The organism is Pseudomonas sp. DSV-1, from assembly GCF_035830915.1.
Lineage (GTDB): Bacteria > Pseudomonadota > Gammaproteobacteria > Pseudomonadales > Pseudomonadaceae > Aquipseudomonas.
In genome coordinates this window covers 2,344,959-2,358,874 of the sequence record NZ_JAYMYG010000001.1, presented here as the reverse complement: position 1 = coordinate 2,358,874, position 13,916 = coordinate 2,344,959, and the positions used below count along the sequence as shown (strand labels likewise).

The window sequence follows — 13,916 nt, the reverse complement described above, 5'->3', positions numbered from 1 at the left end:
GATTTGAGGGCGTTATCTCGCCCACGCCATTGCCGGAGACAAGGCTAGAAAGGTTTCTACGGGCGAAAAAAAACGCCTCGGGACGTGATGTCCAGGGGCGTTTTTGTACGCGGTTACCCGCGCGGCATCAGTCAGTCGTGAGCTGCAGTGCGACTCGTCCGCGGCACGGGCAATCGTCCATGTAGCGATGGGCTTCAACAAAGTGTTCAAAAGGGAACACCTTGATCTCCAGAGGAGTCAGGACCCCGTCAGCGGTCAACTGGTTGATGTCCCGCAGGGCGCGCTTCATGGCCTCCTCGTCCTGGGCAATGCCCAGTTCCGGCTTGCCGGTGAAGTTGCCGATGCAATGCACAAAAAACTTGATGTTCTTCTGAAAGCACGCGCAGCCCGGGAACCCCGTTTGATTGCCGCCTTGCAGGCCGTACAGCACCAGGCTGCCACGGGGCGCCAGAACGTCGCCCAGCACGGACATTTGCGGGCCGCCAAGGCCATCGAGCACCACGTCCACGCCTTTGTTGTCCGTGATCTTGTTGACCTGCATCAGCAGGTCCTGCTCTTCGGTGACAATCACCTTGTCGGCGCCCAGGCTCAGCAGGCACTCGCGTTCTGCGGCATCCTTGGTCGCGGCAATGACCTTCAGGCCCAGGGCTTTGCCCAACTGCACAAACGATGGCCCCGCACAGTGGCTGGCATCGGTAATCAACACGGTTTGCCCCGGTTTGACCTGCGCCAGGTCCACATAGGCAAAGTAGGCAATCAACAACGGTGTGTAATGCACGCTGGCTTCAACCGCAGACAACACGTCCGGGTAACGGGTCAGCGTTGAGCGCGGCATCAGAATCAGCTCGCCATACGTTGGATAGTCGTTGGCACTCTGGCCCGGGAAGCTGGCAACCTTGTCACCGATCGCCAGATCATCCACACCGTCGCCGACGGCGGTGACGATGCCCGCCATTTCATGACCGATACCCGCAGGCAAACGGGCGTGGCTAGGGGCCAGGTTTTGCCGCCACAGCACGTCATACCAACTGATGCCAATCGCCTGGACACGGACCTGCACTTCGCCAGGCGCAGGCGCGGCGACGTCGTGCTCTTCGCACTTGAGCACCTCGGCCGGGCCAAACTTGTGAAAACGGATCGTGCGCGACATTACAAACCTCGCCTAATTAATCGCTAATACCACGGGACTTTATCCGGGCTTTGTGCGCAAGACTAACAGACAGCATTAATAGTCGACATGCCTGACATTGATCCGCAGACAGATTCAAAATGGATACAAGCCCTGCAAGCCCAGCAAAACCGCCGTAAATCCCCAAAAAAACACCCGCCCATCAGCCAGGAACAAAATCTACGGAGTGACGAAAAAACAATTTTGCCAGTAAGATCCGTTACTTCACTACCTGTTGAACCCCTGCGAAGCCTGCCTCATGAACCGTAACGACTTGCGTCGCGTCGATCTGAATTTGCTGATCGTCTTTGAAACCTTGATGCATGAACGCAGTGTGACCCGCGCAGCCGAGAAACTTTTTCTGGGCCAGCCGGCCATCAGCGCGGCCCTTTCACGCCTGCGCAACTTGTTCGATGACCCGCTGTTCGTGCGTACCGGTCGCAGCATGGAGCCCACCGCCCGGGCGATCGAGATCTTCGCCTTGCTGTCGCCGGCCCTGGACTCGATTTCCACCGCAGTGAGCAGAGCTTCAGAGTTCAACCCGGCAACCAGCACCTCGGTGTTTCGCATCGGCTTGTCGGACGATGTCGAGTTTGCCCTGTTGCCCCTGTTGCTCAAGCGTTTGCGCGCAGAAGCACCGGGCATCGTCTTGGTGGTACGGCGCGTCAACTACATCCTGATGCCGCCCCTGCTGGCCTCTGGCGAAATATCAGTGGGTGTCAGCTACACCAGCGACCTGCCGGCCAACGCCAAGCGCAAGGTATTGCGACGCAGCCGCCCCAAACTGCTTCGGGCCGACACCATGCCCGGTGCACTGAGCCTGGACGACTTCTGTGAGCGGCCCCATGCCCTGGTGTCATTCGCCGGAGACTTGAGCGGATTTATCGATACCGAACTGGAAAAAATGGGCCGCAAGCGCCACGTGGTCCTGGCCGTTCCGCAGTTCAATGGCCTGAGCACCCTGCTGGCGGGCACCGACATCATCGCCACCGTCCCCGACTACACCGCCGAAGCCCTCACGGCAGCCGGCGGCGTGCGGGCCGAAGACCCGCCACTGGACGTGCAAAGCTTTGAACTGCACATGGCCTGGCGCGGCGCCCAGGACAACGACCCAGGGGAGCGCTGGTTGCGGTCACGGATACAGATGTTTTTCGGGGATCCGGAGAGTCTTTGACAGAGCTCTCTGGAACCGCTCTGGAATGCCTGGACTGCCCCCCCTTTTTTATCACCTGCCCCACAGCGGAGCAACGCGCCTTCAAACAGTGCAACCACGCCGGTGACGCAACCCTCCAAGCTCAATGATTCCAGTCGTGAACCCTCGCAAATATTCAGGTCCAGCCGAGTTTGACGATTAGCCAAACTGTTGGCATGAGTTTCGCTTAGTCGTAGTTGTGCGGGAGCAGCTAATGCTGAGCGCACCACAATTTGACAATGGTTGGCTAGGGTTCCGGTTCGCCGCAAGGTGAACGCCTGGACCGAGAGCTGACGACCTCTGGTTGAGGTTACACGGCGGGATAAAAGCCCGGGAGACAGACCACCTATTTGCACAGGTGTCGCGCTGCTCCTTGCCCGTCCACCCTCAACTGGAGTCCCATCATGAGAAATCCTCTCCTCTACGCCTGCTTTGCCGCAGGCATCGCCTTAATGACGAGCACAACCTCCCACGCAGTTGCGAAGACCGACTTCAACGTGTGCTGGACGATCTATGCAGGCTGGATGCCTTGGGAATACGCTCAAGCACAGGGCGTAGTCGACAAGTGGGCCAAGAAGTACGGCATCCACGTGAAGGTTACTCAGTTGAACGACTATGTGGAGTCGATCAACCAGTACACAGCCGGCCAGTTCGACGGCTGTACGATGACTAATATGGACGCCCTGACCATCCCCGCTGCAGGCGGCGTGGACAGTACCGCGCTATTGGTCAGCGATTTCTCCAACGGCAACGATGGCATCGTCGTCAAAGGTACCGGTAAGACCGTTGCAGACCTCAAGGGCATGGACGTCAATCTGGTCGAACTGTCCGTCTCCCACTATCTGCTTGCCCGCGCACTCGAGACCGCCAATCTTCGTGAGAAGAACCTTAAGGTAATCAACACCTCCGACGCCGACATCTCAGCGGCCTTCAACACCGCCGACGTCAAAGCCGTCACCACGTGGAACCCCATGCTGGCGGACATCAAGGCCAATCCAGGCGTTACCGAGGTCTTCGACTCCAGCAAGATCCCGGGTGAGATCCTCGACATGATGGTGGTCAACACCCAAACGCTCAAGGACAACCCGGCCTTGGGCAAGGTTCTGATCGGCGCCTGGTTCGAGGTTATGGGGCTGATGAATAGCCAAGGCGCTTCCAGCGACGCTGCACTTGAACATATGGCTCAAGCCTCGGGCACAAACCTCGCAGGCTTTAAAGCGCAACTGGCAACGACTCAACTGTTCTACACGCCACAGCAAACGCTTGAGTTTGTGAACAGTCCTGAGCTGCCTAAATCCATGTCCAAGGTCGCCAGCTTTTCCTTTGAACACGGTCTGCTGGGCGAGGGTGCCAAGGACAGCAACGCTGTCGGAATGAGCTTCCCCCAGGACGTCGTTCGTGGGGACAAGAGCAATATCAAACTGCGCTTTGATCCCAGCTACGTACAGCTGGCCGCTGAAGGCAAGCTGTAACCAGGAGGCCGCGTCATGCAGTTGATTAACCGTCACCCTGATCGCCCTACTCGGCTGCTGCTTGTGCTTTTGCCGTTTGTACTGTTGCTCGGTGCCTACTTTCTTGGTTCCGCGCAACGCATGGCAGAAAACCCCAACGACAAGTTGCTGCCTAGTGCGGTGCAAATGACAGATGCCGTAAAACGCATGGCGTTTACCGAAGACAAACGTAGCGGTGGATACCTGCTGTGGCAGGACACTGCATCTACTCTGCAGCGCTTGGCCGTTGGCCTGGGCGTCAGCGCGCTGGTGAGCCTGTGCCTGGGTATCGCCTCGGGCTCCCTGCCGATGTTCGGCGCAACGTTATCGCCGCTGCTGGTGGTGCTGTCGATGATTCCTCCGCTGGCGATCCTGCCCATCCTGTTTGTCGTCTTTGGTCTTGGAGAGCTCTCCAAGGTCATGCTGATCGTGATTGGCATCACGCCAATCCTGGCACGTGATCTTGAACAGCGAGCTCGGGAAATCCCCGTTGAATTACTGATCAAGGCCCAGACCCTGGGTGCTTCAACCTGGACGCTCATCTTGCGAGTTGTCCTCCCACAACTGCTGCCCCGCCTGCTCATTTCCCTGAGATTGGTACTGGGCTCGGCGTGGCTGTTCCTCATTGCGGCCGAAGCCATCGCCTCGGAAAACGGCTTGGGGTATCGGATTTTCCTGGTGCGTCGTTACTTGGCAATGGACGTCATCCTGCCCTACGTGGTGTGGATCACCCTTCTGGCGTGGCTGATGGACTGGGGCCTCAAGACACTTACCCGCCGTGCATTCCCCTGGTATGAGGGAGCCCGCGCATGAGCTTCATACAAGTCAACAACGTCTGGCAGCAGTATGACGACCACGTGGTGCTCGAGGGGTTGAACCTCAGTATTGCGGAAGGCGAGTTTTGCACCATGGTTGGCACTTCGGGATGCGGTAAGTCGACTTTCCTACGGTTACTTCTAGGCCAGGAGAAAGCCAGCAAAGGCGAGATCCTGCTGGATGGCAAGCCTTTGACAGCCGAGCCAGATCCAAGCCGCGGCGTTGTCTTCCAACGCTACTCGGTCTTCCCCCACTTAAGCGTTCTGGACAACGTCGCGCTTGGCCTGGAGCTGCCCCAGGCACCGCTATTGGGACGCCTCTTCGGCCAGCGCAAACGGCTGGTACGGGAGCAAGCTGCGCAGTTGCTTTCAAAGGTTGGGCTTGGCCATGCCCTGGACAAGTATCCGTCCCAGTTGTCAGGCGGGATGCAACAGCGGCTCGCCATCGCGCAAGCACTCATCATGAAACCTCGCGTGCTGCTGCTTGATGAGCCATTCGGCGCACTCGATCCAGGTATTCGCAAGGACATGCATGCGCTGCTGCTGGAATTGTGGCGGGAAACCCGCCTGACCGTGTTCATGGTGACGCATGACCTCAGCGAAGGCTTCAGCCTCGGCACTCGCTTGATGGTGTTCGACAAAGTGCGCGTCGATCCCCATGCCCCCAACGCCTATGGGGCTCGCATCACCTACGACTTGCCGCTGAACGCCAAACGTAGCGTGCCTCAACCGGCTACCTCCGCCGTTATGCCAAGCGTTTCCCTATCAACCTTGAGGAGTATTCCATGAGCGACCATCCTGCTATTGCCTACGAGTTCCTGCCCGGTGGCGGCCACACTTCCTTCGTCCTCAAACGCGGTCAATTACTGCGTCTGACCGACCTTAATGGCGCCGCCAACGTCAGCGTCATGCTGTTCAACGCCAACGAAAAAAGCGAGCGCCTGAACCTTCCCGATAGTCTGAAGGCTCAACACACCGCCAAACTGACTGCAGGGCATTGCCTCTACTCCGACATGGGCCGCGTACTCGCGGCCATTACTCGGGACACCTGCGGTTGGAGCGACAGCATCGGCGGCATCTTAAGCGCTGATGAGGTCAAGGAAAAATACGGCCAGGGTCGCTATCAGGAATTACGCAACGGGTTTTTCCGAAACGGTTTGGACAACCTCCGGACGCAGCCTCGCACGGCTCGTCAGCGACTACAGGTTTCGGCACCCATCCCGGGTGTTCCGCGTGTAGTCGCTGACGAGTAGAACGAGGCTGCGATCGAGCGCGCAGCGGTCGCAAAACCGGTACACGCGGTGTGCCTGATTGACCCTCCGCCCCCAATTATCAAGCCTTCACCAGCACTCGACTCACTTCAAACTGCCCCACCAGTTTTTGCAGTTTATTGGCATTGAGCCGCACGGTTTCAGCACTGTTTTGCAGCATCACAACAGTCTGGCGCATTTGCGTGGAACTATGGTCGACCTGCTTGATCGTCCTGCCATAGTCGAGACTGCGCATGTTGAGTTGCTGGATGATCGCAAACATGCTTTCAACCGCCTGGTGCAGGTGTACGTTTTCCGAGGACGCATCTTCGGCCAGGCGCAAGCTGTTATCGACGTCCTTGACGCCCTCCTCCATGAAGCTGACCGCTCTTTGCGTTTCGCTCTGCAAACCTTCGACCATGTGCCTGATGTCTTCAGCCGCGCGCGATGTGCGTGAGGCCAGGCTTCGCACTTCATCGGCAACCACCGCAAATCCCCGCCCATGCTCCCCCGCACGCGCAGCTTCAATGGCAGCATTGAGCGCCAGCAGATTGGTCTGGTGGGTGATGGCGCTGATCAGACCGGTGATGTTGCCAATCTGAGTCATCTTGCTGTCGAGCAACTGCACGCTCGAAGATGAACGCTCAACCACATCCCTGATGGACTGCGTGCCTTCCTGTACGGCAAGAAACTGTTCGCGGGCACGGGCGACAACTTCATCCATTGCCTGCTTCATGTGCTCGGCACTGGCCGAGGCCTGCTGGATCTCGCCCAATTGGTCTTCGACGATAATCATCATGCGATGAACCGCTTCGCCGACCTCGGCAGACGTTACACTGGCTTGCTGGCTACGCCCCAGCATCATCCGGTTGGTGCTGCCGACCGTGCTGCTGGCTTTCACCACCTGGCCGACCACCGAGTCCAGATGGTCGATGAAGCTGTTGATCCAGCGCCCCATGTCCCCGGTTTCGTCATTGGCCATTTTCGTGGTGTCCAGTCGCTGGCGCAGGTTGCCCTCACCCTCGGCGATGGTCATGATCACGCCCGTCATCACGTTCAGCCTGGCAGCCAGTCTTTTTGGCCCCCACCGGCTGAACAGCACTGCCGCACACACCATGCTCAGAATTTCGGCGGCATCAATCATGTCCTGGCCCAGGCCACTGTAATGCCGGACCACGTAGTTGCAGGCAAACAGGCCTGCCATGGTCGCAAGGTAAGGCTTCATCAGACCATAACTGAGGGAGCGCCGACGATAGACTTCCTCCAGGTCGGCCTCGCACATCATTCCCCAGCGATCCGGTGAACCCGGTAACTGAAACGTGACGCCCTTGCCCACCACCGGAATGTGCCGGTAGTCCGAATAACCGGGATAGGTCACGAACAGGTTGGAACCCGTACGGATGGTCTCGCGAACGCCCGCGTGCAGTTGCTGTGTGGCAGGGTCGGTGAAGCGCAGTTCCAGCTCGGTATGGCGCTGTATCTGGACGGTTCTCCAGGGCGTTTGCACCCCGCTTTTGAGGTTTTCTCCATGGGTGAATGTACCGTCCTCGAAGCGCGATCGGGACAAGGCGGTCCCTGGCGCAATGGCCGGGTCAAAACGGGACTGGGCCATGAACAGGTAGTTGTCACCGGACTCGGCAAAGATGTGCCCGGCCTCGCGCTGGATCAGATCACCCAGCACATCGTTGGGTACGCGACCGCACAGGCACCCCAGCACGGTGGCGCCGACCTTGATCGGCTGATAGAACATCAATGTCACTTCATCGTGAAAGCGTGAAGAAGACGGGCCGATCTGCAAGGTCAGCGGGTCGCAGTAAGGCCCCTGCAGAAACGGCGCCTTCAAGCCTTCTGCCAATGCCCGTGCATGTTCCAGACTGGTGCTCGCGCGCCGATTCCAGGTCGAGGCCAGGACATTGGCGCGGGTATCAAGCACAAATAATTCTGAAAAGTCTTCTGCCTGAGCGAGCTTGTCCGTCAGCGAAGTGCTATCGAGTTGGGCGAAGCCACCGGCCAGGCTTTCTGCCAGTTCAGCCAGGTGCTCCCATTGCTCGCGAGTCCAGTTTTGCAGCAACTGCACACGGGTCTCAGCGATGGCTTCGAATGTCTGTTCAATCACAGGGTAAGCCGCGCGATTAAGCCAGCACGACCAGCCCATCATGATTTTTCCGGTTTTGCCGAACCAGGGTAGCCAGTGTTTCTCTCGAGAGGACAGCGTCATGGAACTGCTGGATAGCGGCATTCAATACACTCTCAATGACATAAATGATGTCAAATTGATAGCAACTACCAGGCCAACTCGAAACCGCCCTCACGACCAAGCCTTGCAAGGGTGGAACGCGACAACTGATGCCTCACGCCGGTGCACCCGGGGCAATACGCTCCATTATGGCGCCCCCTGCACGAGGAGCAGATATCACTCCGCCTCCAGCGCCCCCAGCCAACGGGCTTCTGAGCGCAGCAAATGCTGGCGGATGGCTGTCTGCGCAGCGATCACGTCCTTGCTCTCGAGGGCGTGCAGGATCAATTCGTGCTCGATCACGGCGGCATCCCAGGTCCCGGGGTTTTCGGAGTGTTCGCTAAGGTGCGATGAAATCGGGCTGTGGCGCTCGTCGAACAACGACGTAATGATCCGCACCAGCGCGGAATTGCCGGTCATTTTCGCCAGGCGATGGTGAAACTTGCGGTCGTCATCCAGGGGTGGCCGATTGGCCTTGATGCTCGCACGCATGGCGTCGATGCAGTCCTTGAGGTAGCGGTAATCGCTTTTCTTCCCGTGCATGCAGGCCAGCACCACGGCCTCGCCTTCGATCAGTACCCGCGCCTGCATCAGTTCGGTGGGGCTCTCACCCAGGGTCACCGTGCGTGCGCCGCCCTCGGGCACGCGCGCGGCAACATAGACCCCGGAGCCCATCTTGATTTCGATACTGCCTTCTATTTCCAGGGCAATCAGCGCCTCCCTCAACGAAGGCCGTGACACCCCCAGCAACTGCGTCAAGTCGCGTTCAGGAGGCAAACGCGAGCCGACCTTGAAGTCGCCCTGAACGATGTATTCACGAAGCCGGTCGGCGATTTTCTGGTAGAGCTTGCGCTCTGGAGCAGGATAGGAGGAGACCATCGAGTCTGAGTCCGAGAAATGATGCCAAAGGCTACCACAGAGGCCGAGGTGGACTGGAGAAACCTCGGTGGCAGCCCTGGACACTTCATCTGGCAGATCAGCCCTGATGCTGGTCTTGCCACTCCGGGCCATTGGGGTACTCAAAGTGCTCCAGGGACGATTGTTTCATCGTCACGCTGTATCCCGGCTGTTGGGGCGGCATGTAGCGTCCGCGGCGTATCACGATCGGTTCGAGGAAGTTTTCGTGCAGGTGATCCACGTATTCCAGCACGCGTTTCTCCAGCGAAGCCGAGACCGCGATGTAATCGAACAGCACAATGTTTTGCGAGTACTGGCACAAGCCGACACCCCCGCCATGGGGACACACGGGCACACCGAACTTGGCGGCCATCAACACCACTGCCAGCACTTCGTTCAGGCCACCCAGGCGCGCCGGGTCGAGCTGGCAGAAGTCCAGGGCACCGGCCTGGAAGAACTGCTTGAACATGACCCGGTTGTGCGCATGCTCACCGGTGGCCACGCCGATCGGGTGGATGCGCTGGCGAATCGCCGCGTGACCGAGCACGTCGTCCGGGCTGGTGGGTTCTTCAATCCACCAGGGATCGAACTCGGCCAGACGCCGCATGTTGCTGACCGCCTCGTCCACGTCCCAGGTCTGGTTGGCGTCCATCATCAGTTTGCGATCCCAACCCAGTTCCTCACGCAGGATCTGGGCGCGGCGCATGTCTTGCTCGATATCGGCACCCACCTTCTGCTTGAGATGGGTCCAGCCTGCGTCCACCGCCTCACGGGCCAGGCGGCGCATTTTTTCTTCGGAATAACCCAGCCAGCCGGCAGCGGTGGTATAGCCGGGGTAGCCTTCGCGCAGCATCTGCTGTTCGCGCTCGGCCTTGCCCGGTGCCGCACGACGCAACATCGCTATGGCTTCCTGTGGCGTCAGGGCATCGGTAATAAAGGTGAAGTCGACGCAGCGCACCAGCTCTTCGGGGCTCATGTCGGCAAGCAGTTTCCAGACCGGCTTGCCCTCTTTCTTGGCCCACAGGTCCCACAGCGCGTTGATGATGGCCGCGGTGGCCAGGTGCACCACCCCTTTTTCCGGGCCGACCCAGCGCAGCTGGCAGTCGCCGGCAACGATTTCATGCCAGTAGGCCCCGAAGTTGCCGGTGATGCTTTCCAGGGTACGACCGGTGACAAACAGCTTGGCCAGTTCCTTGACCGCGGCAACGCACAAATCGTTACCGCGCCCGATGGTGAATGTCAGACCGTGCCCTTCCAGCCCGTCGCCCGAATCGGTGTGCAAGGTGACATAGGTGGCTGAGTAGTCCGACGTCGAATTCATCGCATCCGAGCCGTCCATGCTTCTGGAAGTAGGAAAGCGAATATCGCGGACAGCGACCTGGGTAATAAGGGTAGACATGGGGTTATCCTGAAGTTGAAGCTTGCCCCGCCGTCTGCGGTGGATGCAGGCTTATTCATGTTATTTTCGTGCCGCACCCGCAGTCTGTCCTGCACGACCCCTCTGCGAAATTGAATGTTTCGACTACACCGATCACTCCAGGTAATCGCCCCATGATCAAGCCGCTTGAACAGTTTCGCAGTCGCCTGCGCATGCGCCACCTGCAACTGCTGTTTGTCCTGTCTGAAGAAGGCTCGCTGCGCAAGACCGCGAACATCATGGCGCTGACCCAGCCTGCAGTGACCAAGGCGCTGCACGAGCTTGAGAGCCTGGTGGGCGAAGCGTTGTTTATCCGCACCCACAAGGGCCTGGTCGCGAACACGCTGGGGGAAGCGGCCATTCGTTATGCGCAGCTGGTATTCGCTGACATGAGCGGCCTGCACGAAGAAATGACGGCCCTGCAATCGGGCAATCTCGGGACCTTGCGCATCGGTTCAATGGGGTCACTGGTGGGCGGCCTGCTGCCACGCACCCTGGCACAATTGACCCAACGCCATCCCAAGCTGAACATCACCGTGGTCATCGACACCAGTGACGTGCTGCTCCAGGCCTTGAGTCTTGATCAGCTGGACCTGGTCATCGCCCGAATCACCGATGGCTGGCCAACCGAAGACCTGAACTTCGAAGCGTTCGATGAAGAGGTGATTCAGATCGTCGCTCGCACCGGCCATCCGCAGCAGCACAACAGCGACGTCACCCTGGAAACCCTGGCCCGCTACCCCTGGATCGTGCAATCGCAACCCGCGCCGCTGCGGGAAATCTATCAGCAGATTTTTCGCCAATCCCAGGTGCAGGCTCCTGCCAGCCCACTTGAAACCGCCTCGACCATGCTCACGGTCTCACTGCTCCAGCAAACCGACATGCTCGCCTTGATGCCGCTGTCACTGGTGGAGTACTACAGCGAACTGGGGGTGCTGGCACCGCTGCCGATCACGGTGGCGGCGCGCTTGATGCCCTTCGGGCTGATCAGCCGCAAAGGACGGGTGCCCACGGCGGCGATGGAAGTGGTCAAGGCCGAGCTGCGGGTGCAGGCCGGCCTTGAGGGTACAGGCGGGGTTACGGGCGACTAGACGTCAGGTCGGCAGGCGGCACGTAAGCAGTGGTCGCCGTCGACGGTGTGCGTTTGAGCATCAGCAGCAACAACACACTGACAAAGCACAGCGCTGCCACGACCTGAAAGCCGGTGCTGCTGTTGCCGGTCACTGTATCGGCGTAGGCCTTGATCTGCGGCGAGACAAAGCCGCCCAGGTTGCCGATCGAGATGATGAAGGCGATCCCGGTAGCCGCGCTGGTGCCGCCCAAATGACGGGTCGGTAGGCTCCAGAACACGGGCTGACTGGCCACCAGACCCGGTATGGCGATACAGAACGCCAACAGGGTCAGCACTGGCGTGTTGATCACCGACAGCGATGCAAAGGCAAGCGTGCCAACGGCAAGCATGGAGGATGCGACCAGGCGATGGTTGTTGTGTTTGTCGGCATACACCGTGGCGATACGCATGGCGACGATGGTGCAGAGCCAGGGGATCATCAGCAGCAGGCCGACCGAGGTGTTGACCTGACCACCCAGGGTCGAGGCCAGTTTGGCCGGCAAGTAGAACGCCAGCGGTGCATTACCGATCTGTACGCAAAAGTAAATGGCGATAAACATCAGTACACGCTTGTCTTTGAGTACACCAAAGATCGAGCCGTGGCTGACGTAGCCCTTGGCCTTTTCTTCGCCTTCAATGACGGTGTTCATGGCGTGTTTTTCTTCAGCGGTCAGCCATTTGGCTTCGCTTGGACGGCTCGCCAGATAAAAGAACGCAATCACCCCGACCACCGAGGCCGCCAGGCCTTCGACCACAAACATCCACTGCCAGTTGGTCAGGCCAAAGGGGTTGCTGGTATCGAGGATGAACCCCGACAACGGGCTGCCGATCAGCATCGCCACCGGTACGCCAAAGTAGAACAGGCCAATGGCGCGAGAACGTTGCTTGGCCGGAAACCAGTACGTCAGGTACAGGATGATCCCGGGCATGAAGCCCGCCTCGGACACCCCCAGCAAAAAGCGGATGACGTAGAAGGATGTCTCGCTGGTGGCGAACATCATCGACGCCGAGACCAGCCCCCAGGTGACCATGATCCGTGCCATCCACACCCGTGCGCCCACTCGCTGCAGGATCAGGTTGCTGGGCACTTCAAACAGCGCATAACCGATAAAAAATATCCCCGCACCCAAGGCAAATGCGGCGTCACCGATACCGGTGTCGGCTTGATAGGCGATCTTGGCAAAACCGACGTTGGCGCGGTCAATAAACGCCAGGGCGTACATCAGGGCGAGAAACGGCAACAGCCGGATCGCTGCTTTCTTGACGCCGCTCGCCAGCGCGGGCGAGTCATACAACGCTTGATAACTCATGGAACGTACCTCTTCTTATTGTTGGAGTAGGTGTTATCCAGGATGCACTCAGGCATCTTCACTCTGCGTATCACGTGTGTTCGGCAAACCTCGCCAGTTCTGCGTGTGTCGGTAATCCATCGCTGTCCCCCGGGAAGCCCAGTACCCGGGCGCCGATCAGGTTGCCCCTGGCCACGGCTCCTGCAACGCTTGAGCCTTCGAGCAAGGCGCTGATGACGCCCACGGCAAAACCGTCGCCCGCGCCCACGGTGTCCACGACGTTGCTCACCGGGTAGCCGGGGCTGTAGCCGTTTTCAGTGGCGCTGGCGTAATAGGCGCCCTCGGCACCGAGCTTGATGACCACCAGGGAGCAGCCTCTGTCCAGGAAGTACCGGGCAATGTCGGCGGGCTGTTCGAGGCCGCTGAGCAAGCGGCCTTCGGCAAGACCGGGGAATACCCAGTCGGCCAGCCCGGCCAGATCATTCAGGCAAGCCACCATGTGGGCTTGGGACGCCCAGAGCCGTGGCCGCAGGTTGGGGTCGAATGACACGCTGCAGCCTGCGGCACGCATGTCACGGGCCATGTGCACAATCAGCTCGCACACGCTGTCGCCCAGTGCCGGGCTGATGCCCGTGATATGCAGATGCCTGGCGCCACGGCAGTACCCGGCCGGATAATCGGCCAGGCTCAAGTGACTGGCCGCCGAACCTTTGCGGTAGTACTCGATGTCGGGGTCGCCGCCGTCCGAACGGCGCGACTTGAACATCAGGCCCGTGGCGTGTTCGCTGTCCTGCACGGTGTGCCGGTGGTCAATACCGTCACGCGCCATGACCTCGCGCAGCCAGTGGCCGAGGGTGTCATCCCCCAGGCGGCTGATATAGCCGACCCGAAAACCAAGGCGTGCCAGGCCCGTGGCCACATTCAGCTCGGCGCCTGCGGCGGCACGCACATACTGTTCGGCCTCATGCAGGCTACCGTCGGTCATGGCGCTGAACAGGCCCATCGCCTCACCGCAGGTCACAATGTCGATCGTTTCTGTTGAGTCGCTCAT

The 13,916-nt window shown here is 59.5% G+C and carries 11 protein-coding genes, 1 pseudogene and 1 riboswitch; of the genes and pseudogenes, 6 read left to right on the top strand and 6 right to left on the bottom strand.

Going from position 1 to position 13,916, the window contains the following annotated elements:
• Positions 1-127 precede the first annotated feature (127 nt).
• Positions 128-1,150 carry a zinc-dependent alcohol dehydrogenase family protein gene (locus VSQ83_RS11075; RefSeq protein WP_219262261.1) on the bottom strand — a complete coding sequence of 341 codons (1,023 nt, stop codon included), beginning with the start codon at positions 1,148-1,150 and terminating at the stop codon, positions 128-130.
• Between the two features lie 277 nt (positions 1,151-1,427).
• Here VSQ83_RS11075 and VSQ83_RS11070 point away from each other — a divergent pair, with 277 nt between their 5' ends.
• The 5 genes and pseudogenes from VSQ83_RS11070 to VSQ83_RS11050 form a co-directional block, all read left to right on the top strand.
• Positions 1,428-2,342, top strand: a complete 915-nt coding sequence (locus VSQ83_RS11070; protein WP_257622947.1) for a LysR family transcriptional regulator — start codon at positions 1,428-1,430, stop codon at positions 2,340-2,342.
• A gap of 254 nt (positions 2,343-2,596) precedes the next feature.
• A riboswitch (guanidine-I (ykkC/yxkD leader) is annotated at positions 2,597-2,699 on the top strand.
• A 113-nt stretch (positions 2,700-2,812) separates the two neighbouring features.
• Entirely contained in the window at positions 2,813-3,832 is a 1,020-nt protein-coding gene (locus VSQ83_RS11065) for a putative urea ABC transporter substrate-binding protein (RefSeq protein ID WP_442800249.1), read from the top strand.
• A gap of 15 nt (positions 3,833-3,847) precedes the next feature.
• Positions 3,848-4,663 (top strand): ABC transporter permease, encoded by an 816-nt coding sequence (locus VSQ83_RS11060; RefSeq protein WP_326426690.1) that lies wholly within the window; start codon positions 3,848-3,850, stop codon positions 4,661-4,663.
• Positions 4,660-5,454: an ABC transporter ATP-binding protein gene (locus VSQ83_RS11055; protein WP_326426688.1), complete on the top strand. Its 795-nt coding sequence runs from the start codon at positions 4,660-4,662 to the stop codon at positions 5,452-5,454. Before VSQ83_RS11060 ends, VSQ83_RS11055 begins: the two co-directional genes overlap by 4 nt.
• Positions 5,451-5,834, top strand: a pseudogene (locus tag VSQ83_RS11050) (DUF1989 domain-containing protein); the annotation flags it as partial. The gene VSQ83_RS11055 and the pseudogene VSQ83_RS11050, both read left to right, overlap by 4 nt.
• Before the next feature lie 163 nt (positions 5,835-5,997).
• Here VSQ83_RS11050 and VSQ83_RS11045 read toward each other — a convergent pair.
• From VSQ83_RS11045 to VSQ83_RS11035, 3 genes are all read right to left on the bottom strand, one after another.
• A complete protein-coding gene (locus VSQ83_RS11045) occupies positions 5,998-8,154 on the bottom strand; it encodes a methyl-accepting chemotaxis protein (protein ID WP_326426686.1) in 2,157 nt (718 codons plus the stop codon).
• Between the two features lie 174 nt (positions 8,155-8,328).
• The gene (locus VSQ83_RS11040) at positions 8,329-9,030 is read right to left on the bottom strand and encodes a FadR/GntR family transcriptional regulator (RefSeq protein WP_326426683.1); all 702 of its coding nucleotides are present in this window, start codon (positions 9,028-9,030) and stop codon (positions 8,329-8,331) included.
• 97 nt (positions 9,031-9,127) lie between these two features.
• Entirely contained in the window at positions 9,128-10,447 is a 1,320-nt protein-coding gene (locus VSQ83_RS11035; RefSeq protein WP_133076834.1) for an L-fuconate dehydratase, read from the bottom strand.
• Positions 10,448-10,599: 152 nt separating this feature from the next.
• Here VSQ83_RS11035 and VSQ83_RS11030 point away from each other — a divergent pair, with 152 nt between their 5' ends.
• Positions 10,600-11,556 (top strand): LysR family transcriptional regulator, encoded by a 957-nt coding sequence (locus tag VSQ83_RS11030; protein WP_219263022.1) that lies wholly within the window; start codon positions 10,600-10,602, stop codon positions 11,554-11,556.
• On the opposite strand, the gene VSQ83_RS11025 is transcribed toward VSQ83_RS11030, so the two are convergent.
• Both VSQ83_RS11025 and VSQ83_RS11020 read right to left on the bottom strand, forming a co-directional pair.
• Positions 11,543-12,886, bottom strand: coding sequence for an MFS transporter (locus VSQ83_RS11025; RefSeq protein WP_326426678.1), 1,344 nt, complete (start codon positions 12,884-12,886; stop codon positions 11,543-11,545). The two genes, VSQ83_RS11030 and VSQ83_RS11025, sit on opposite strands and share 14 nt — an antisense overlap.
• Positions 12,887-12,956: 70 nt before the next feature.
• Positions 12,957-13,916, bottom strand: a complete 960-nt coding sequence (locus VSQ83_RS11020; RefSeq protein WP_326426676.1) for a sugar kinase — start codon at positions 13,914-13,916, stop codon at positions 12,957-12,959.

Coding starts and splice junctions, on each gene's coding strand:
- VSQ83_RS11035 (WP_133076834.1), bottom strand. CDS start 10,447: ATGTCTACCCTTATTACCCAGGTCGCTGTCCGCGATATTCGCTTTCCT.
- VSQ83_RS11025 (WP_326426678.1), bottom strand. CDS start 12,886: ATGAGTTATCAAGCGTTGTATGACTCGCCCGCGCTGGCGAGCGGCGTC.
- VSQ83_RS11030 (WP_219263022.1), top strand. CDS start 10,600: ATGATCAAGCCGCTTGAACAGTTTCGCAGTCGCCTGCGCATGCGCCAC.
- VSQ83_RS11065 (WP_442800249.1), top strand. CDS start 2,813: ATGACGAGCACAACCTCCCACGCAGTTGCGAAGACCGACTTCAACGTG.
- VSQ83_RS11060 (WP_326426690.1), top strand. CDS start 3,848: ATGCAGTTGATTAACCGTCACCCTGATCGCCCTACTCGGCTGCTGCTT.
- VSQ83_RS11070 (WP_257622947.1), top strand. CDS start 1,428: ATGAACCGTAACGACTTGCGTCGCGTCGATCTGAATTTGCTGATCGTC.
- VSQ83_RS11045 (WP_326426686.1), bottom strand. CDS start 8,154: ATGCCGCTATCCAGCAGTTCCATGACGCTGTCCTCTCGAGAGAAACAC.
- VSQ83_RS11020 (WP_326426676.1), bottom strand. CDS start 13,916: ATGAGCGACTCAACAGAAACGATCGACATTGTGACCTGCGGTGAGGCG.
- VSQ83_RS11075 (WP_219262261.1), bottom strand. CDS start 1,150: ATGTCGCGCACGATCCGTTTTCACAAGTTTGGCCCGGCCGAGGTGCTC.
- VSQ83_RS11040 (WP_326426683.1), bottom strand. CDS start 9,030: ATGGTCTCCTCCTATCCTGCTCCAGAGCGCAAGCTCTACCAGAAAATC.
- VSQ83_RS11055 (WP_326426688.1), top strand. CDS start 4,660: ATGAGCTTCATACAAGTCAACAACGTCTGGCAGCAGTATGACGACCAC.